Here is an 18678-nt window from a genome sequence, read left to right as displayed (position 1 = left end):
CGCACCGCCGCCCCATGAAAGTCACCCGAATCCGCGCCCTGCGCGGCCCCAATCTCTGGAGCCGCCACACCGCCATCGAAGCGGTGGTTGCCTGCCAAGGCGACGAGAACGCCATCAGCAAGCTGGCCGGCTTCGAAGTCCGCCTGCGCGCGCGCTTCCCGACCATCGGCGAACTGCACCCGATGGTGCTGGGCCAGCCGCTGGCACTGGCCCACGTGCTCGAGAACGCCGCCGTGGCGCTGCAGGCCCAGGCCGGCTGCGCCGTCAACTTCGGCCACACCTCGCCCACCGTGGAAGAAGGCGTCTACCAGGTCGTGTTCCAGTACAGCGAAGAAGCCGTCGGCCGCCGTGCGATCGAAGTGGCCGAGCAGCTGATCGAAGCCGCCCTGGCCGACACCGCCTTCGACGCCAACGCCGCCATCACCGAGCTGCGCGACCTCGACGAGTCCGAGCGCCTGGGCCCGAGCACCGGCTCCATCGTCGATGCCGCCGTGGCGCGCGGCATTCCGTACCGCCGGCTGACCAGCGGCAGCCTGGTGCAGTTCGGCTGGGGCTCCAAACAGCGCCGCATTCAAGCCGCTGAAGTCGACAGCACCAGCGGCGTGGCCGAATCGATCGCGCAGGACAAGGAACTGACCAAGCAGCTGCTCAACGCCGCCGGCGTGCCGGTGCCGCTGGGCCGCCCCGTGACCAGTGCCGAAGACGGCTGGGCTGCTGCCAACGAGATCGGCCTGCCGGTCGTGGTGAAGCCGCAGGACGGCAACCAGGGCAAGGGCGTCACCGTCAACATCAACTCGCGCGAAGAACTGTTCGCGGCCTACGACTCGGCCGCCGTCTATGGCGAGGTGATGGTCGAGAAATTCCTGCCCGGCTTCGACTTCCGGCTGCTGGTGGTGGGCGACCGCCTCGTGGCCGCCGCGCGGCGCGACCCGCCGCAGGTGATCGGCGACGGCAGCGCCACCGTGCGCCAGCTGGTCGACACCGTGAACCTCGACCCGCGCCGCGGCGAGGGCCATGCCACCTCGCTCACCAAGATCCGCCTGGACGACATCGCGATCGGCCGGCTCGAATCGCAGGGTCTCACGCCCGACAGCGTGCCCGCGCGCGGCCAGCGCGTGGTACTGCGTAACAACGCGAACCTCTCCACCGGCGGCACCGCCACCGACGTGACCGACACCGTGCACCCCGAAGTGGCGGCGCGCGCCGTCGATGCGGCGCAGATGGTCGGCCTGCACATCTGCGGCGTCGACATGGTCTGCGAGAACGTGCTGCGCCCGCTCGAGGAGCAGCACGGCGGCGTGGTCGAGGTGAATGCCGCGCCCGGCCTGCGCATGCACATCTCGCCCTCTTTCGGCCGCGGCCGCGCGGTCGGCGAAGCGGTGATGGACACCCTGTACGCCCACGGCGACGACGGCCGCATTCCGGTGGTCGCCGTCACCGGCACCAACGGCAAGACCACTACTGCGCGCCTCATCAACCACCTGCTCGCGTCGAGCGGCCTGCGCACCGGCATGACCAACACCGATGGCGTGTACGTCGACGGCCGCCAGACCGACAGCGGCGACTGCAGCGGCCCGAAGAGCGCGCGCAACGTGCTGATGCACCCCGATGTAGACGCGGCCGTGTTCGAAGTGGCCCGCGGCGGCGTGCTGCGCGAAGGCCTCGGCTTCGACCGCTGCCAGGTGGCCGTGGTCACCAACATCGGCAGCGGCGACCACCTGGGCCTGAACTACATCACCACCGTGGAAGACCTCGCGGTGTTGAAGCGCGTGATCGTGCGCAACGTGGCGGCCGACGGCTACGCGGTGCTCAACGCGGCCGACGTGAACGTCGCCGCCATGGCCGCAGGCTGCCCCGGCCACGTGATCTTCTTCACCGCCGACCGCATGCACCCGGTGATGGCCACGCACCGCGCGCAGGGCAAGCGCACCGTGTACGTCGACCAGGACACGCTGGTCGCGGCCGAAGGCTCGTGGCGCGAGCGCATCGCGCTGCGCGACGTGCCCATCACGCGCAACGGCACCATTGGCTTCCAGGTCGACAACGTGATGGCCTCGGTGGCCGCGGCCTGGGCCGTGGGCCTCGACTGGGACACCATCCGCAGCGGCCTCGCGAGCTTCATGAACGACGCGGCCGGCGTGCCCGGGCGCTTCAACGTCATGGACTACCGCGGCGCCACCGTGATCGCCGACTACGGCCACAACACCGACGCCATGCGCGCACTGGTGTCGGCCGTGGACACCATGCCGGCGAAGAAGCGCTCGGTGGTGATCAGCGGCGCAGGCGACCGGCGCGACTCGGACATCCGCGACCAGACGGCCATCCTCGGCGAAGCCTTCGACGACGTGATCCTTTACCAGGATGCTGCACAGCGCGGCCGCGCCGACGGCGAAGTCATGGCGCTGCTGCGCCAGGGCCTGCAGGGCGCGGCCCGCACCCGCCAGATCGACGAGATCCGCGGCGAGTTCGTCGCGATCGACGCCGCATTGGCCCGCCTGCAGCCGGGCGACCTGTCCCTGATCCTGGTCGACCAGGTCGAGGAAGCGCTCGCTCACCTGGCACAGCGCATCGCAGCGGGCTGAAGCCCCGCTTGCCGGACACGTCCCACATGCAGGGGCGCGTCCGGCCCGGTTGGCGGTGTGCGGCTGTCCCACAGCCCGCACGACTCCTCCGACGCCAGACTGGGCTCCGGTCACGCACCTCACCTCAGGGAGGGCGTGCTTTCACCAAGGAGCCCGCATGACAGCAACAGTTCGTTCCATCCTTTCCGCCACGGCCCTCTTCGCTGCCAGCGGCCTCATCGCCTTCGGCGCGCAGACCGCCAGTGCGCAGGCATCGGGCTCCGGCGCCCGCATGCAGAAGGAACGCGCCACCTGCGACGGCGTGCAGCAAGACCGTGCCGCCTGCCTGCGCGAAGCCGGCGCCGCCCGCCAGGAAGCCGGACGCAGCGGCCTCACCAGCCCCAGCCCGGCGCGCGAACAGGTCAACGCCCTCGCCCGCTGCGGCGAACTGCCGGCCGCCGAACAGTCCGATTGCGAAGCCCGCATCAACGGCGGAGCACGCACCACCACCGAAGGCAGCGTGATGGGCGGCGGCGTGATCCGCGAAACCGTGACGCCCCTGCCGCCGCAACCCGCGCCGGCACGCTGACCCCCCTCTTTCAGCTCACTTCAAGGAGCCATCCATGAAAAGCACCACTCGTCCCATGATCTTTGCCCTGCTCGCCATCGGCGGGCTCACAGCCACCGGCATCGCCTCGGCCGCGTCGCCACGCGGCGCAGTGCCGCCCGGCATCTATCAACAGGAACTGTCGGTCTGCGGCCACAACCAGCAGGACCGCGCCGCCTGCATCCGCGAAGCCGGCGCCGCCCGCCAGGAAGCCGCGCGCGGAGGCCTGACCAGCGCACCCGACTACCGCGCCAATGCGCTCGCGCGCTGCGGCCTGCAGCAGCAGCCGGACGACCGCTCTGCCTGCGAGGCCCGCGTGCTCGGCAACAGCGGCAACTCCAGGGCCAGTGTCGACGGCAGTGTGATGGGCGGTGGCGTGATCCGCGAATCGGTCACCACCATCGTGATGCCCGCGCCCACGATGGCGCCGGAACCGATGCCCATGCCTGCACCAATGCCCGCGCCGATGCCCATGCCCCGGCCGATGCCCGCGCCGCTGCGCTGAGCGTCTTTCCGGAAGAAGCATCGCCACGCGCCCCGCGCTGGCGATGCCCCTACTGTCACGGTACTGTCATAAAAGACGCAGGCGTGCTAGCTATAGTTCTCGGTCCCTGCCTACCTAGGAATCCTTTCCCATGAATGCCATCAAGGTCGCCCGCCGGTTCATCGAAACGGACCCGGCCAACGAATCGGCCAAGATCCTGGCCCAGCTCGTGTTGGCTCTCGAGTCCGAACGCAGCTTCGAGCTGGTCACGCTCTACAACCTTGACTACAAGAGCTTCGAGCTCGCGATGGATATCCTGAAGGAATGGCGGCTCGACCGCTACTACGCCAGCAAGTCCAAGCTGTTCGACCTGTCGCTGCAAGTCACCGAACTCGAGAAAAGCTGAAGTCCGCGGGGCCCCCCCGCGTGTTCAGACCAGCATCCCGCCCGACACCTCGATGCGCTGGGCATTCACCCAGCGACTCCCCTCCCCGAGCAAGCCCGCGATCGCACCGCCGATGTCGTCGGGCTTGCCCGCGCGTCCGAGCGCCGTGAAGCCCGCGACCATCGCGTTCACCTGCGCGTTGTCGCGCACCATGCCCCCGCTGAAGTCGGTCTCGATCGCACCCGGTGCGATCGTGTTCGCCGCGATGCCGCGCGCGCCGAGTTCCTTGGCGAGATAGCGCGTGAGCGTCTCCACGGCCCCCTTCATCGCGGCATAGGCGGATGCACCGGCTATCGAGAACCGGGTCAGCCCCGACGACACATTGACGATGCGCCCGCCGTCGTTGATCAGCGGCAGCAGCTTCTGCGTGAGGAAGTACGTGCCCTTGAAGTGCACGTTGTAGAGCATGTCGACCTGCGCTTCGGTCGTGTCCTCGAAGTTCGCGTGCAGGCCCACGCCCGCGTTGTTCACCAGGAAGTCGAAGCGCTCGCGCTGCCAGGTGGCCGCGAGCGCCGCCTTCACCGAATCCGCGAACGCCGCGAAGGCCGTGCTGTCGCCGACGTCGAGCCGGAGCGCGACGGCACGGCGCCCCTTCGCCTCGATCTCCGACACCACCGCCTGCGCGCTGGCTTCGTTCGACACGTAGGTCAGGATCACGTCGACGCCATCGGCGGCGAGCGCCAGCGCGGCACTGCGGCCGAGGCCCCGGCTGCCGCCGGTGACAAGCGCGATGCGGGAGGGATGAGAGGTGTTGGAAGCGGTCATTTCAAAGTCCTTGGTGGTTCATCGGTAGATCGATGGATGGACTTTAAAAATTACCGGCAGAAAGATAAATTCCGCCAGACTACGCACACTGTTATCCGAGGAAGAAACAATCAGCCGCCATGATCACCGACGAACTGCGCATCTTCTCGAAGGTGGCCGAACTCGCGAGCTTCAGCCGCGCCGCGGACCAGCTCGGCCTGACCCGCGCGCGCGTCTCGGTGGCCGTGCAACAACTGGAAGAGCGCCTGGGCACGCGGCTCCTGCAGCGCACGACGCGCAGCGTGCGCCTCACGGAAGACGGCGCGCGCTTCCTCGACCGCTGCAAGGACTACCTGGCCGAAGGCGAGCAGCTGGCCACCATGTTCCGCTCGAACATTGGCGGCCTCACGGGGCGCCTGCGCATCGACCTGCCGGCCACCGTGGCGCGCGACCTCGTCATTCCGCGGCTGCCCGAATTCCTCGCGCGGCATCCCGCGCTGGAGATCGGCATCAGCACGACCGACCGCCGCGTCGATCTCGTGAACGAGGGCTTCGACTGCGTGCTGCGCGTGGGCGTGCTGGGCGATTCCGAACTCGTCGCGCGGCCGCTCGGTTTCATGCGGATGGCCAATGCCGCGAGCCCGGCCTACCTGCAGGCGCATGGCACGCCGCAGACGCTCGCCGACCTCGCGCAGCACCGCATCGTGCACTTCGCACAGACCCTCTCGCCGAACGACGCGGGTTGGGAATACTTCGACGCGGCCCAGGGCCGCTACCGGATGCAGCCGATGCGCTCCATCGTCACGGTGAACGGCACCGACGCCTACAACGCCGCGGCGGTCGCGGGCCTCGGGCTGATCCAGGCGCCGCTCGGCGGCCTCCTGCCGTGCTTTGCGGCCGGCTCGCTGGTGCAGGTGATGCCGGCGTTCACCGCGCGCCCGATGCCGGTGTCGCTGGTGTACGTCAACCGGCGCCACCTCGCGCCGCGCGTGCTCGCCGTGATGAACTGGCTGACCGAGCTCCTCGCGCCCTACTTCGCCGGGGACGGCGAACCGACTATCTCCCCCAGCGCAGCACCAGCGGATCGAGCCGCTTCGCCGTCTCGATCAGGCCGGCGCGCGTCGCGGGGTGCATCGCGGGCAGCGGATGCCGCGGCGCCTCGCAAGCGATCACGTCGCCCTCCTTCATGAGCGACTTGCAGGCCAGGAGGCCCGCCTGCCGGTTCTCGTAGTTGATGAGCGGCAGCCACTGCTGGTAGAGCGCGAAGGCCTTGTCGCGGTCGCCCGCGCGGTGCGCCTCGATGATGGGGCGGATGCCGTCGGGATAGCCGCCGCCGGTCATCGAGCCGGTCGCGCCGGCATCGAGGTCGGGCATCAGCGTGATGGCCTCCTCGCCATCCCACGGGCCTTCGATGGCGTCGCCGCCCAGGCGGATCAGCTCGCGCAGCTTGGCGGCCGCGCCGGCCGTCTCGATCTTGAAATACGCGACCTGCTCGATCTCCTTGGCCATGCGCGCGAGGAACGGAGCCGACAGCACCGTGCCGCTGGCCGGCGCGTCCTGGATCATGATCGGGATGCCCACCGCATCCGACAGGCGCGCGTAAAACTCGAAGATCTGCGGCTCGGGCACGCGGAAGGTCGCGCCGTGATAGGGCGGCATCACCATCAGCATGGCCGCGCCCATGTCCTGCGCGCGGCGGCTGCGCTCGGCGCACACCTTGGTGCTGTAGTGCGTGGTGGTCACGATGACCGGCACGCGGCCCTTCACGTGTTCGAGCATGGTGCGCGTGAGCACCTCGCGCTCCTCGTCCGACAGCACGAACTGCTCCGAGAAATTCGCGAGGATGCACAGGCCGTCCGAGCCCGCGTCGATCATGAAATCGACGCAGCGCTTCTGGCTCTCGAGGTCGAGCTCGCCCTGTTCGGTGAAGGTGGTGGGCACCACCGGGAAGATGCCGCGGTATCTGGGGGTCATGATGTTTCGTTGCTAGCGTGAATTCAATGCGAATGGCGCGGCACGGCCGAGCCTCTGCAGCCGACGAGGAAGTCGAAGTCGCAGCCTTCGTCGGCCTGCAGCACGTGGTTGACGTAGAGCTTCTGGTAGCCGCCGCCGCGCGTGCTCATCGGTTGTGCATCCGAAGAAGACAGCGACGCCAGGCGCGCTGCCAGTTCCTCGTCGCTGATGTCGAGGTGCAATCGCCCCGCATCGCAGTCGAGCTCGATCCAGTCGCCGTCGCGCACCGCCGCCAGCGGCCCGCCGTCAGCCGCCTCGGGTGCGACGTGCAGCACCACCGTGCCGTAGGCCGTGCCGCTCATGCGCGCGTCCGAGATGCGCACCATGTCCTTCACGCCCTGGCGCAGCAACTTGGGCGGCAACCCCATGTTGCCCACCTCGGCCATGCCGGGGTAGCCCTTGGGGCCACAGTTCTTCAGCACCATCACGCAGCTTGCGTCGATGTCGAGGTCTTCATCGACGATGCGTGCCTTGTAGTGCTCCAGGTTCTCGAACACCACCGCGCGCCCGCGGTGCTTCAGCAGCTCCGGCGATGCGGCCGAGGGCTTGAGCACCGCGCCGCGCGGCGACAGGTTGCCGCGCAGGATGCGGATGCCGCCGTCGGCGATCAGCGGCTTGTCGAGCGGGCGGATCACCTCGTCGTCGAGGCTCGGCGCATCGCGCACGTTGTCCCAGATCGACTGGCCGTTGACGGTGAGCGCGCCGGGGTGCGGCAGCAGCCCGTTCTCGCCGAGCCGGCGCAGCACGGCGGGCAGGCCGCCGGCGTAATAGAACTCTTCCATCAGGAAGCGGCCCGAAGGCATCAGGTCGACGATGGTCGGCGTGTTGCTGCCGATGCGCGTCCAGTCTTCCAGCTCCAGCTCGACACCGATGCGCCCCGCGATCGCCTTCAGGTGGATCACTGCGTTGGTCGAACCGCCGATGGCCGCGTTCACGCGGATGGCGTTCTCGAAGGCTTCGCGCGTGAGGATCTTCGACAGCGTGAGCCCTTCCTTGGCCATCTCCACCGCGCGCATGCCCGACATCTGCGCGAGCACGTAGCGCCGCGCATCGACGGCCGGAATGGCCGCGTTGTGCGGCAGCGAGGTACCGAGCGCCTCGGCCATGCAGGCCATGGTCGAGGCCGTACCCATCGTGTTGCAGGTGCCCGCCGAACGCGACATGCCGCCCTCTGCCGAGAGGAACTGGTGCAGGTTGATCTCGCCCGCCTTCAGCGATTCGTGCAGCTGCCACACGGCCGTGCCCGAACCGATGTTCTTGCCTTCGAGCTTGCCGTTGAGCATCGGCCCGCCCGTGACCACGATGGCCGGGATGTCGCAGCTCGCAGCGCCCATCAGCAGCGCGGGCGTGGTCTTGTCGCAGCCCGTGAGCAGCACCACCGCATCGACCGGGTTGCCGCGGATGGCTTCTTCCACGTCCATGCTCGCGAGGTTGCGCGTGAGCATGGCGGTGGGCCGCAGGTTCGATTCGCCGTTGGAGAACACCGGAAACTCCACCGGGAAGCCGCCCGCCTCCGAGATGCCGCGCTTCACGTGCTCGGCGATCTTGCGGAAGTGCGCGTTGCACGGCGTGAGTTCCGACCAGGTGTTGCAGATGCCGATGATCGGGCGGCCATCGAACTCATGGTCCGGGATGCCCTGGTTCTTCATCCAGCTGCGGTACATGAAGCCGTTCTTGTCGGCGGAGCCGAACCATTCGGTCGAGCGCAGTTTTTTTGTCATTGAGTCAGCGGCGCGGAGTGCGCGAGGTGAAAAAGCGTTGCAACAAACAGAAAACGAACAGCAGTGCGCCGACCACGATGCGGGTCCACCACGAGCTCAGCGTGCCGTCGAATGAAATGAGGGTCTGGATGATCCCGAGCATCAGCACGCCAAACAGCGTGCCCGCCACATAGCCCACGCCGCCCGTGAGCAGCGTGCCGCCGATCACCACCGCCGCGATGGCGTCGAGCTCCAGCCCGATGGCATGCAGCCCGTAGCCCGAGAGCATGTAGAAGGTGAAGATCACGCCGGCCAGTGCCGAGCAGAAGCCCGAGAGCGTGTACACGCCAACGAGCGTGCGGCGCACCGGCAGGCCCATCAGCATCGCCGAGTTCTCGCTGCCGCCGATGGCGTACACCGCGCGGCCGAAAGGCGTGCAGTGCGCGATGAAGATCGCCGCCAGCAGCACCACCACGGCGATCACCGCGCTGATCGACACCGAAGCCTCGCCCCAGATCGGGATGCGGATCTGCGAGACCTCCGAGTAGAACTCGTTGGTGATGCTGATCGAGTCGATGCTGATCAGGTAGCACAGCCCTCGCGCCAGGAACATGCCGGCCAGCGTGACGATGAACGGCTGCAGCCGGAAACGCTCGATGAGCAAGCCCATGAACGCACCGAAAGCCGTGCCCATCGCCAGCACCAGCGGAATCACGATACCGGGGCTCCAGCCGTGCTTCTCCACCAGCGAGGCCGAGATCATGGTGGTGAGCGCGATCACCGAACCCACCGACAAATCGATGCCGCCCGAGAGAATCACGAAGGTCATGCCCACGGCCACGACGATCAGGAAGGCGTTGTCGATCAGCAGGTTGAGGAACACCTGCGCCGAGAAGAAGCCGTCGTAGAAAACAGAACCCAGCGTAGCCACCAGCACAAACAGCGAGATCGTCGCCGCCAGTGGTAAATATTTCGGATTGAGCCCCTTCCTGCCCCCTCTCCCGCGCGCGGGAGAGGGCTGGGGTGAGGGTGCCGAATCGATCACCGCGCTCATGCCCGTCCCCCTTCGTGCACGGGCCGCTGCGCCAGCGCCCGCACCTGCGACCTGAACTCCGGCGACTGCAGCAGCATCACCGCAAACACCACGCCCGCCTTCACGACAAGGTTGATCTCCGGCGGCACCCCCAGCGAATAGATCGCATAGGTCAGTGTCTGGATGATCAGCGCGCCGATCACGCTGCCCACGAGGCTGAAGCGCCCGCCAGTGAGTGCCGTGCCGCCCAGCGTGACCGCGAGGATCGCGTCCAGCTCGATCAGTTGACCCGCGTTGTTGCCGTCCGCGCTCTTCACGTTGGAGCTGATGAGCAAGCCCGCCACGCCCGCGCAGGCACCGCAGAACGCATACGCACCGACGATCAGCCGCCGCGCCTGCACGCCCGCCACGCGCGCCGCCGTCGGGTTGATGCCCACCGCCTGGATGAACAGGCCCAGCGCCGTGCGCGTGATCGCCAGGTACAGCAGCACGAACACCGCCGCCACGATGAACAGCGAGAACGGCAGCCCGAGCAGGTAGCCGCTGCCGAGGAAGAAGAAGGGCTTGTAGTAGATCGTGATGATCTGCCCGTCGGCGATGAGCTGCGCAATGCCGCGCCCCGCCACCATGAGGATCAGCGTCGCGATGATCGGCTGCATGCCGACCTTGGCGACCAGCAGCCCGTTCCACAGCCCGCACAGCAACGCGATGCCGATGGCCGCGAGGATGGCGAGCGGCATCGGGAAGCGGCTCACGTCGTTGGCCACCGAGCCGCCGATCATCCAGGCCGCGAGCGCCGCCGCAATGGCGACCACCGCGCCCACCGAGATGTCGATGCCGCGCGTGGCGATCACGAGCGTCATGCCGAGCGACACGAGCACCAGAGGCGCCGCGCGGTTCAGGATGTCGATCAGGCTGCCGTAGAGATGGCCTTCGCGCCATTCGAGATGCAGGAAGCTGGTGTTGAATGCGATGTTGACCGCGAGCAGCAGGAGCAGCGTGACGATGGGCCAGGCGAGGCGGTGGCTCATGACGTGTGCCAGGCGGATCGGACGGTCGTTGTCGTTGGCCATGTCAGTTACTCCAGCGAGCGCCGCACGCCGCGCTGTTCTTGCTCCCTCTCCCGCTTGCGGGAGAGGGCTGGGGTGAGGGTTGGGGCGATGGAAGAAGCACGCGAATGCGGAGGCCTGACGCCCTCACCCTAGCCCTCTCCCGCAAGCGGGAGAGGGGACAACGCGAAGACAGGGTTCGGCTCATGCTGCAGCAATCATTTCGTAGACCTCGTCCTCCGTCGAGCCGCCCGGCAACTCGCCCACCTTCTTCCGGTCCCGCAGCACCACGATGCGGTGCGCCACGCGCACCACCTCGCTCATTTCCGACGAGATGAAGATCACCGCCATGCCCGCCTTCGCGAGCCGCAGGATCTCTTCCATGATTTCCTGCTTGGCCGCCACGTCGATGCCTCGCGTGGGCTCGTCGAGAATCAGCAGGCGCGGCTCGGTCGCGAGCCAGCGCGCGATCATGGCCTTCTGCTGGTTGCCGCCCGACAGCAGCCCGATGGGCGTCTCGACGCTCGCGGTCTTGATGCCGAGCGACTTCACGAAGCGCTCGGCCATCTCGGTCTGCTCGGCATGCGAGAGAAAGCGCTTTGTGCCCAGGCGCGCCTGCAGCGCCAGCGCGATGTTCTCGCGTACCGACAACTCCGCGACGATGCCATCGGTCTTGCGTTCTTCGGGACACAGCGCAAGGCCTTCGCGAATGGCATCGGCCGGGTTCGAGAAGCTCATGGTGCGGCCATCGACCTTGAGCACGCCGCGGTCCGGCAACTCCAGCCCGAACAGCAGCCTTGCGAGTTCCGTGCGGCCCGCGCCCAGCAGGCCCGCGATGCCGACCACTTCGCCGGCACGCACACGCAAATCCGTCGCCTGCAGCTGGCCCGCCTGGCCCAACCCTTCGGTCTGCAGCAAGGCAGGTGCGGCCTCGTCGAACGCAGGCAAGGCAGCGGGCCGCGCCGACTGCGCCGCCAGCTCACGCCCGAGCATCGCGGCGATCAACGCCTGCGGTCCCAGGTCTGCGGCACGCCACTCGCCGATCCAACTGCCGTTGCGCAGCACCGTGATGCGGTCCGACACCGCATACATCTGGTTGAAAAAGTGCGTCACGAAGACGATGGCCAGCCCCTCGCCGCGCAAGCGCCGCAGCACCTCGAACAGCTTTTCCACCTCGTCGTCGTCCAGGCTCGAGGTCGGCTCGTCGAGGATCAGCACCTTCGACGACACGCCCAGCGCACGCGCGATAGCCACCATCTGCTGCACCGCCACCGAGTAGCTCGAAAGCAGCCGCGTCACGTCGATGTCGAGCCCGATGCGCGCCAGCAGCTCTTCGGCGCGCCGGTTCACGGAAGCCCAGTCGATGCGAAAACCCTGCGCCACGCCGCAGCGCGGATAGCGCCCCGCGAACACGTTCTCTGCCACCGACAGGTTGGGGCACAGGTTCACCTCCTGGTAGACCGTGCTGATGCCCAGCTTCTGCGCGTCGAGGGGTGAGGCCGGATGAATCGGCTGGCCGTCGAGGAACATCTCGCCGCCGCTCGAAGGCAGCACGCCCGTCAGCACCTTGATGAGCGTCGACTTGCCCGCCCCGTTCTGCCCCATCAGCGCATGGATCTCGCCGGGGTACAGGCTGAGCCGGACGTCGCGCAGCACCTGGATGCTGCCGAACTGCTTGTGGATGCCCCGAAGCTCGAGCACGGGGCTGACGCTGCCGTCTGTCATGCGCGGCTACTTGTTCTTGTTGTAGACGTCGATGAACACCGCCGCCAGCAGCACCAGGCCCTTGATGACCTGCTGGTAGTCGATGCCGATGCCCAGGATCGACATGCCGTTGTTCATCACGCCCATGATGAAGGCGCCGATCACCGCGCCCATCACGCGGCCCACGCCGCCCGAGGCCGAGGCGCCACCGATGAAGCAGGCCGCGATCACGTCGAGCTCGAAGCCCAGGCCGGCCTTGGGCGTCGCAGTATTGAGCCGCGCCGCGAACACGAGGCCCGCCAACGCGGCGAGCGCACCCATGTTCACGAAGGTGAGGAAGGCGAGCCGCTGCGTCTTCACGCCCGACAGCCGCGCCGCCTTCTCGTTGCCACCCAGCGCATAGATGCGCCGCCCGACGGTGGTGCGGTTGGTGACGAAGTCGTACACCACGATCAGCACCGCCATCACGATCAGCACGTTGGGCAGGCCCTTGTAGGTAGACAGCAGGTAGCTGAAGAACAGGATGATGGCCGCGAAGAACAGGTTCTTCACGAGGAAGAAGGCGTAGGGCTCCTGGTCCATGCCGTGCGCCGCCAGCTTGGCGCGCCCGCGCAGCTTGAAGAACACCAGCGCCGCGGCGGCCAGCGCGCCCACCACCAGGGAGGTGGTGCGCAATGCGTCGCCGCCCAGCGGATCGGGAATGAAGCCCGAGCTGAGCCGCTGGAACTCCACCGGGAACGGCCCCACCGACTGCCCCGCCAGCAGCGCCAGCGTGAGCCCCTTGAACACCAGCATGCCCGCGAGCGTGACGATGAACGACGGAATCTTGCGGAACGCGACGAACCAGCCCTGCGCGGCGCCGATGATGGCGCCCGCGAGGATGCTCACGATCGCCGTCGGCACGAAGTGCCATTCGTACTCGACCATCAGCACCGCCGCCAGCGCGCCGATGAAGCCGCAGACCGAGCCCACCGACAGGTCGATGTGCCCCGCCACGATCACCAGCAGCATGCCCAGCGCCATGATGACCACATAGCTGTTCTGCAGCAGCAGGTTGGTGAGGTTCAGCGGCCGCAGCAACGTGCCGTCGGTCAGCACCTGGAACAGCACCATGATCGCGACCAGCGAGATCAGCATGCCGTATTCGCGCAGGTTGTTCTTCAGGAAGCCGACATGCAGCTTCGGCGCCTCGGAGGCGGGAACGGCGGACTTCACCGCGTTGACTTCAGGCTGCGACATGGATCGAACTCCCCGAGCTCACGATGGCATGCATGATGCGTTCCTGCGAGGCCTCGGCCACCGGAAATTCGGCGACGAAGCGCCCCTCGTTCATTACGTAGATGCGGTCGCACATGCCGAGCAGTTCCGGCAGTTCCGAAGAAATCATGAGAATGCCTTTGCCCTCGCTCGCAAGCTGGTCGATGATGGTGTAGATCTCGTACTTGGCGCCCACGTCGATGCCGCGCGTGGGCTCGTCGAGAATCAGCAGTTCCGGCTTGGTGAAGAGCCACTTGCTCAACACCACCTTCTGCTGGTTGCCTCCCGACAGATTGACCACCAGCTGCTCGATGCCCGAGCAGCGGATGTTGAGCGCCTTGCGGTACTCGTTGGCCACCTTGAATTCACGCCCGTTGTCGATCACCGACGAATCGGCGATCGCATCGAGGTTGGCCAGGCTGATGTTCTTGCGGATGTCTTCCTCCAGCACCAGCCCCAGGCCCTTGCGGTCCTCGGTGACGTAGGCGATGCCGTGGTCGATGGCCTTGCGCACCGTGCCCACGTCCACCGGCTTGCCGTGCATGAGCACGGAGCCGCTGATGCGCTGGCCGTAGGACTTGCCAAAGACGCTCATGGCGAGCTCGGTGCGCCCCGCGCCCATGAGGCCCGCGATGCCGACGATCTCGCCCTTGCGCACGTTCAGGTTCACGCCCTTGATCTGTTCGCGGTCGGCGTGCAGCGCATGGTGCACGCGCCAGTCGCGCACCTCGAACACGGTCTCGCCGATCTTCGGCGTGCGCTGCGGATAGCGGTGCGCCATGTCGCGCCCGACCATGCCGCGGATAATGCGGTCCTCGCTGATCGGCTGGCCGCGGCAGTCCATGGTCTCGACCGTGGCGCCGTCGCGCAGCACGGTGACCGAATCGGCCACCTTCGCGATTTCGTTGAGCTTGTGCGAGATGAGGATCGACGCGATGCCCTGGCGCTTGAGCTCCAGCAGCAGCATCAGCAATGCATCGCTGTCGTTCTCGTTCAGGCTCGCGGTCGGCTCGTCGAGGATCAGGAGCTTGACCTCCTTGGCCAGCGCCTTGGCGATTTCCACCAGCTGCTGCTTGCCGACACCGAGGTCGGTCACGAGCGTTGTGGGCAGCTCCTTGAGGCCCACCTTGGCAAGCAGCTCCCGCGTCTTCGCATAGGCGGCGAACCAGTCGATCACGCCACCGCTCGCAATCTCGTTGCCGAGGAAGATGTTCTCGGCAATCGACAGCAGCGGCACCAGCGCAAGCTCCTGGTGGATGATGATGATCCCGAGTTTCTCGCTGTCGGCGATGCCCTTGAAACGGCGAAGCTCGCCCTCGAAATGGATCTCGCCGGTGTACGAGTCGCACGGGTAGACGCCGCTCAGCACTTTCATGAGCGTCGACTTGCCCGCGCCGTTCTCGCCGACCACCGCGTGGATCTCCCCCGCGCGCACGGCGAGGTTGACGTTGCTGAGGGCCTTCACCCCCGGAAACGTCTTGGTGATCCCGCGCATTTCGAGGATCGTGCGTTCGCCTTGGCTCACTTGACTTGGCTTTCCTTGTAGTAGCCGCTGTCGACCAGCACCTGCTTCCAGTTCGACGCATCCACGCTCACCGGCTTCAGCAGGTACGAGGGCACGACCTTGATGCCGTTGTTGTAGGTTTTGGTGTCGTTCACTTCGGGCGTCTTGCCCGAGAGCATCGCGTCCGCCATCGCCACCGTCACCTTGGCCAGCTCGCGCGTGTCCTTGAACACGGTGGAGGTCTGCTCCTTGCGCAGGATCGACTTGATCGAAGGCACCTCGGCGTCCTGGCCCGAGACGATGGGCATCGGCTGCGAGCCCGAGCCGTAGCCCACGCCCTTGAGCGACGACAGGATGCCGATCGAGAGGCCGTCGTACGGCGACAGCACCGCGTCGACGCGGTCCTTGGTGTAGTAGGCCGACAGCAGGTTGTCCATGCGCGCCTGCGCCACCGCGCCGTCCCAGCGCAGCGTGCCGACCTTGTCCATGCCCATCTGCTTGCTGCGAACCACGAGCTTGCCGCTCTTGATGTACGGGTCGAGCACCGACATCGCGCCGTTGTAGAAGAAGAAGGCGTTGTTGTCGTCGGGCGAGCCGCCGAACAGCTCGATGTTGAACGGGCCCTTGCCGCCCTTCAGGTCGAGCGCCTTCTCGATCGACTGCGCCTGCAGCACGCCGACCTGGAAGTTGTCGAAGGTGGCGTAGTAGTCGACGTTCTTCGAGCCCTTGATGAGCCGGTCGTACGCGATGACCTTCACGCCCTTGTCGGCAGCCTTTTGCAGCACGTCGGACAGCGTGGTGCCGTCGATGGCCGCGATGACCAGCACCTTGGAGCCCTTGGTCACCATGTTCTCGATCTGCGCGAGCTGGTTGGGGATGTCGTCGTCGGCGTACTGCAGGTCGGTCTTGTAGCCCTTGTCCTTGAAGTACTTGACCATGTTGGCGCCGTCGGCGATCCAGCGGGCCGACGACTTGGTGGGCATCGAGATCGCGATCAGGCCCTTGTCCTGCGCGTTGGCCAGCGGCGTGAAGCCGACGATGGCGAAGGCAATGCCCGCGAGCGATGCTTTGAGGAATTTGCGTTTCATGGGTGTGGCTCTCAGTACTTGCGGTTGGGGAATTCCTTGGCAGCGACTTCCATCGGGAAGATGCTCTCTTCGGTCACGATGCGCTTGGGCAGCGTCTTGCCGGCCTTGATGTCTTTCACGGCGCTCATCAGCTGCGGGCCGAGCAGCGGGCTGCATTCGACCGACACGTTGAGCTTGCCCGCGATCATCGCTTCGAACGCGCCCTTCACGCCGTCGATGGAGATGATGGTGATGTCCTTCGCGGGCTTCAGGCCCGCTTCCTCGATGGCCTGGATCGCGCCGATGGCCATGTCGTCGTTGTGCGCGAAGAGCACGTTGATCTTCTTGCCCTCGGCCTTCAGGAAGGCTTCCATCACCTCCTTGCCCTTGGCGCGCGTGAAGTCGCCGGTCTGCGAGCGGATGATCTTGAACTTCGGGTCGGCCTTGATGATTTCCTCGAAACCCTTCTTGCGGTCGATGGCAGGTGCCGAACCCACGGTGCCCTGCAGTTCGACGATGTTCACGTCGCCCTTCTGGTCCTTCATCTTCTCGACCAGCCAGCGGCCGGCCTTGCGGCCTTCCTCGGTGAAGTCCGAGCCCATGAAGGTCACGTAGAGCGAGTCGTCCTTGGTGTTGACGGAGCGGTCGGTCAGCACCACCGGGATCTTGGCGGCCTTGGCTTCGCGCAGCACGGTTTCCCAGCCCGACTCGACCACGGGCGAGAACGCGATCACATCCACCTTCTGCGCGATGTACGAGCGGATGGCCTTGATCTGGTTTTCCTGCTTCTGCTGCGCATCGGAGAACTTGAGCTCGATGCCGGCGTCCTTCGCGGACGACTTGATCGACTCGGTGTTGGCGGTGCGCCATTCGCTTTCGGCGCCCACCTGCGCGAAGCCGAGCACGAGTTTTTTCTGCGCGAGCGCAGAAACGGGCAGCAGCCCACCGAGGGCGGCGGCGGCCAGTGCGGTGTTGAGAGTGCGGCGATTCATGGTCATGGGATATCTCCTTCTGTTGACTTGCTTGTTGAGAACAGTTTTTTTGTGGCTCAGGCCAGCATGTAGCCGGTCTTCACCGTCGTGTAGAACTCCGCGGCGTGGCGCCCTTGTTCGCGCGGCCCGTAGCCCGACCCCTTGCGGCCGCCGAAGGGCACGTGGAAATCCACCCCCGCGGTCGGCAGATTGACCATCGTCATGCCGACCACGGCATGGCGCCTGAAATGCATCGCGTGCTTCAGCGAATTGGTGCAGATGCCCGCGCACAGGCCGAAGGGCGTGTCGTTGCACAGCGCGAGCGCGTCGTCGTAGTCGTCGGCGCGCAGCACGCAGGCCAGCGGGCCGAAGATTTCCTCGCGCGCGATGCGGTGCGCCGGCTTGGCCAGGAACAGCGCGGGGCTCATGTAGTGGCCGGCGGTGGCGCGTTCGAGCGCCTCGCCGCCCCACACGTGCTCGGCACCCTCTTCGCGCGCCACCTCGACCCAGGCGAGGTCCTGCGCAAGGCGCTCTTCGTCGGCCACCGGCCCGATGTCGACGCCGCGCTCCAGCGCATGGCCGATCTTCAGCGTCTTGAGCCGCTGGCGCAGCTTGGCCACGAAGGCATCGTGCACCGCCGCCTCGACGATGAGCCGGCTCGACGCGGTGCAGCGCTGGCCGGCGGAAAAGTAGGCGCCCTGCACCGCGCAATCGACGGCGCGGTCGAGGTCGGCATCGGCCAGCACCACCAGCGCGTTCTTGCCGCCCGTTTCGAGCTGCACCTTGGCGCGCCTCGCGGCAGCGGCCTGCAAGACGCGCTCGCCGTTGGCCATCGAGCCCGTGAAGCTCAGCGCATCGACCAGCGCGCTGTCGACCAGCGCCTGCCCCACCTCGCGGCCGCTGCCCATCACGAGGTTGAAGGCGCCGGCCGGCAAGGCGGCGCGGCTGATGATCTCGGCCAGCGCCCAGCCGCAGGCCGGCACCAGTTCGGCCGGCTTGAACACCACGCTGTTGCCATAGGCCAGCGCGGGCGCAATCTTCCAGGCGGGAATGACGAAGGGCGAGTTCCACGGCGTGATGAGCCCGACCACGCCGACCGGCTCGCGCGTGACGTCGACCTGCACACCCGCGCGCACCGAGGCCACGTTCTCGCCGCCACCGCCACGCAGGGCCTCGCCAGCAAAGAACTTGAAGATCTGGCCCGCGCGCGCCACCTCGGCCACCGCCTCGGGCAGGGTCTTGCCCACCTCGCGCGCCAGCAGCAGGCCCAGGTCGTCCTTGCGTGCGAGCAGCTCCGCGCCGATGCGGTCGAGCACGTCGGCGCGCCGCTGCGGCGTGCTGTGGCTCCAATGGGGAAAGGCCTCGGTGGCCGCGCGGATGGCGGCTTCGGCCTGACGGCGATCGGCGCGTGCGTACTCGGCCACCACTTCGCTGGTGTCCGAGGGATTGGTGCTCACACCCGTGGTCGCGCTGGTTTCCCAGCGGCCATTGATGTACTGCCGCACGTTCTGATGGAGCTCGCCGTGAATCACCGGGGCG

General features: G+C 67.1%; 15 protein-coding genes and 1 pseudogene. 5 read left to right on the top strand and 11 right to left on the bottom strand.

All coding sequences use genetic code 11. The annotated features are described in order from the left end of the window. The first annotated feature begins 14 nt into the window (after positions 1 to 14). The 4 genes from cphA (at position 15) to ASC92_RS00720 (ending at position 4058) form a co-directional block, all read left to right on the top strand. Positions 15 to 2582 (top strand): cyanophycin synthetase, encoded by a 2568-nt coding sequence (cphA, locus tag ASC92_RS00735; RefSeq protein ID WP_056509228.1) that lies wholly within the window; start codon positions 15 to 17, stop codon positions 2580 to 2582. Between the two features lie 157 nt (positions 2583 to 2739). Beyond that, positions 2740 to 3150 (top strand): hypothetical protein, encoded by a 411-nt coding sequence (locus tag ASC92_RS00730; protein WP_056509224.1) that lies wholly within the window; start codon positions 2740 to 2742, stop codon positions 3148 to 3150. Between the two features lie 34 nt (positions 3151 to 3184). Further along, on the top strand, positions 3185 to 3673 hold the full coding sequence (locus ASC92_RS00725) for a hypothetical protein (protein WP_056509221.1): 489 nt from the start codon (positions 3185 to 3187) through the stop codon (positions 3671 to 3673). Positions 3674 to 3803: 130 nt separating this feature from the next. Then, a complete protein-coding gene (locus ASC92_RS00720; RefSeq protein WP_007831762.1) occupies positions 3804 to 4058 on the top strand; it encodes a hypothetical protein in 255 nt (84 codons plus the stop codon). 24 nt (positions 4059 to 4082) lie between these two features. Here the strand turns inward: ASC92_RS00720 and ASC92_RS00715 are convergent, their stop codons facing one another. Beyond that, complete coding sequence (locus ASC92_RS00715) at positions 4083 to 4862, bottom strand: SDR family NAD(P)-dependent oxidoreductase (protein ID WP_056509218.1); 780 nt, start codon at positions 4860 to 4862, stop codon at positions 4083 to 4085. Positions 4863 to 4981: 119 nt separating this feature from the next. On the opposite strand from ASC92_RS00715, the pseudogene ASC92_RS00710 reads away from it, so the two are divergent. Beyond that, positions 4982 to 5854, top strand: a pseudogene (locus tag ASC92_RS00710) (LysR family transcriptional regulator); the annotation flags it as partial. A 43-nt stretch (positions 5855 to 5897) separates the two neighbouring features. Here ASC92_RS00710 and ASC92_RS00705 read toward each other — a convergent pair. From ASC92_RS00705 to ASC92_RS00660, 10 genes are all read right to left on the bottom strand, one after another. Then, positions 5898 to 6815 carry a dihydrodipicolinate synthase family protein gene (locus ASC92_RS00705; protein ID WP_056509215.1) on the bottom strand — a complete coding sequence of 306 codons (918 nt, stop codon included), beginning with the start codon at positions 6813 to 6815 and terminating at the stop codon, positions 5898 to 5900. Positions 6816 to 6838: 23 nt separating this feature from the next. Beyond that, positions 6839 to 8575, bottom strand: a complete 1737-nt coding sequence (locus ASC92_RS00700; RefSeq protein ID WP_056509212.1) for an IlvD/Edd family dehydratase — start codon at positions 8573 to 8575, stop codon at positions 6839 to 6841. A 4-nt stretch (positions 8576 to 8579) separates the two neighbouring features. Continuing rightward, positions 8580 to 9608 (bottom strand): galactofuranose ABC transporter, permease protein YjfF, encoded by a 1029-nt coding sequence (yjfF, locus tag ASC92_RS00695; RefSeq protein ID WP_056509211.1) that lies wholly within the window; start codon positions 9606 to 9608, stop codon positions 8580 to 8582. After that, positions 9605 to 10660, bottom strand: coding sequence for an ABC transporter permease (locus ASC92_RS00690; RefSeq protein ID WP_056509208.1), 1056 nt, complete (start codon positions 10658 to 10660; stop codon positions 9605 to 9607). The genes yjfF and ASC92_RS00690 overlap by 4 nt, the downstream gene beginning before the upstream one ends. Before the next feature lie 180 nt (positions 10661 to 10840). Beyond that, positions 10841 to 12361, bottom strand: coding sequence for a sugar ABC transporter ATP-binding protein (locus tag ASC92_RS00685; protein ID WP_056509206.1), 1521 nt, complete (start codon positions 12359 to 12361; stop codon positions 10841 to 10843). 6 nt (positions 12362 to 12367) lie between these two features. Continuing rightward, positions 12368 to 13579, bottom strand: coding sequence for a multiple monosaccharide ABC transporter permease (mmsB, locus tag ASC92_RS00680; RefSeq protein ID WP_056509202.1), 1212 nt, complete (start codon positions 13577 to 13579; stop codon positions 12368 to 12370). Next, a complete protein-coding gene (gene mmsA, locus ASC92_RS00675) occupies positions 13566 to 15092 on the bottom strand; it encodes a multiple monosaccharide ABC transporter ATP-binding protein (RefSeq protein ID WP_056511710.1) in 1527 nt (508 codons plus the stop codon). Before mmsA ends, mmsB begins: the two co-directional genes overlap by 14 nt. 26 nt (positions 15093 to 15118) lie before the next feature. Continuing rightward, a complete protein-coding gene (gene chvE, locus ASC92_RS00670; protein WP_056509199.1) occupies positions 15119 to 16189 on the bottom strand; it encodes a multiple monosaccharide ABC transporter substrate-binding protein in 1071 nt (356 codons plus the stop codon). A gap of 11 nt (positions 16190 to 16200) precedes the next feature. Continuing rightward, positions 16201 to 17166 carry an ABC transporter substrate-binding protein gene (locus ASC92_RS00665; protein WP_056509196.1) on the bottom strand — a complete coding sequence of 322 codons (966 nt, stop codon included), beginning with the start codon at positions 17164 to 17166 and terminating at the stop codon, positions 16201 to 16203. A 50-nt stretch (positions 17167 to 17216) separates the two neighbouring features. Then, positions 17217 to 18671: an aldehyde dehydrogenase family protein gene (locus tag ASC92_RS00660; RefSeq protein ID WP_056509192.1), complete on the bottom strand. Its 1455-nt coding sequence runs from the start codon at positions 18669 to 18671 to the stop codon at positions 17217 to 17219. Between the last annotated feature and the right edge of the window lie 7 nt (positions 18672 to 18678).

The sequence above is a fragment of the Variovorax sp. Root411 genome (assembly GCF_001425205.1).
In the GTDB taxonomy this organism is placed as follows: domain Bacteria; phylum Pseudomonadota; class Gammaproteobacteria; order Burkholderiales; family Burkholderiaceae_C; genus Variovorax.
Note: the sequence above shows the minus strand (reverse complement) of the source record. Positions and strands in the feature narration are given on the sequence as shown.

Excerpts from the sequence above, each read along its gene's own strand:
- cphA (WP_056509228.1), top strand. The coding sequence starts at position 15 with ATGAAAGTCACCCGAATCCGCGCCCTGCGCGGCCCCAATCTCTGGAGC.
- ASC92_RS00730 (WP_056509224.1), top strand. The coding sequence starts at position 2,740 with ATGACAGCAACAGTTCGTTCCATCCTTTCCGCCACGGCCCTCTTCGCT.
- ASC92_RS00725 (WP_056509221.1), top strand. The coding sequence starts at position 3,185 with ATGAAAAGCACCACTCGTCCCATGATCTTTGCCCTGCTCGCCATCGGC.
- ASC92_RS00720 (WP_007831762.1), top strand. The coding sequence starts at position 3,804 with ATGAATGCCATCAAGGTCGCCCGCCGGTTCATCGAAACGGACCCGGCC.
- ASC92_RS00715 (WP_056509218.1), bottom strand. The coding sequence starts at position 4,862 with ATGACCGCTTCCAACACCTCTCATCCCTCCCGCATCGCGCTTGTCACC.
- ASC92_RS00705 (WP_056509215.1), bottom strand. The coding sequence starts at position 6,815 with ATGACCCCCAGATACCGCGGCATCTTCCCGGTGGTGCCCACCACCTTC.
- ASC92_RS00700 (WP_056509212.1), bottom strand. The coding sequence starts at position 8,575 with ATGACAAAAAAACTGCGCTCGACCGAATGGTTCGGCTCCGCCGACAAG.
- yjfF (WP_056509211.1), bottom strand. The coding sequence starts at position 9,608 with ATGAGCGCGGTGATCGATTCGGCACCCTCACCCCAGCCCTCTCCCGCG.
- ASC92_RS00690 (WP_056509208.1), bottom strand. The coding sequence starts at position 10,660 with ATGGCCAACGACAACGACCGTCCGATCCGCCTGGCACACGTCATGAGC.
- ASC92_RS00685 (WP_056509206.1), bottom strand. The coding sequence starts at position 12,361 with ATGACAGACGGCAGCGTCAGCCCCGTGCTCGAGCTTCGGGGCATCCAC.
- mmsB (WP_056509202.1), bottom strand. The coding sequence starts at position 13,579 with ATGTCGCAGCCTGAAGTCAACGCGGTGAAGTCCGCCGTTCCCGCCTCC.
- mmsA (WP_056511710.1), bottom strand. The coding sequence starts at position 15,092 with ATGCGCGGGATCACCAAGACGTTTCCGGGGGTGAAGGCCCTCAGCAAC.
- chvE (WP_056509199.1), bottom strand. The coding sequence starts at position 16,189 with ATGAAACGCAAATTCCTCAAAGCATCGCTCGCGGGCATTGCCTTCGCC.
- ASC92_RS00665 (WP_056509196.1), bottom strand. The coding sequence starts at position 17,166 with ATGACCATGAATCGCCGCACTCTCAACACCGCACTGGCCGCCGCCGCC.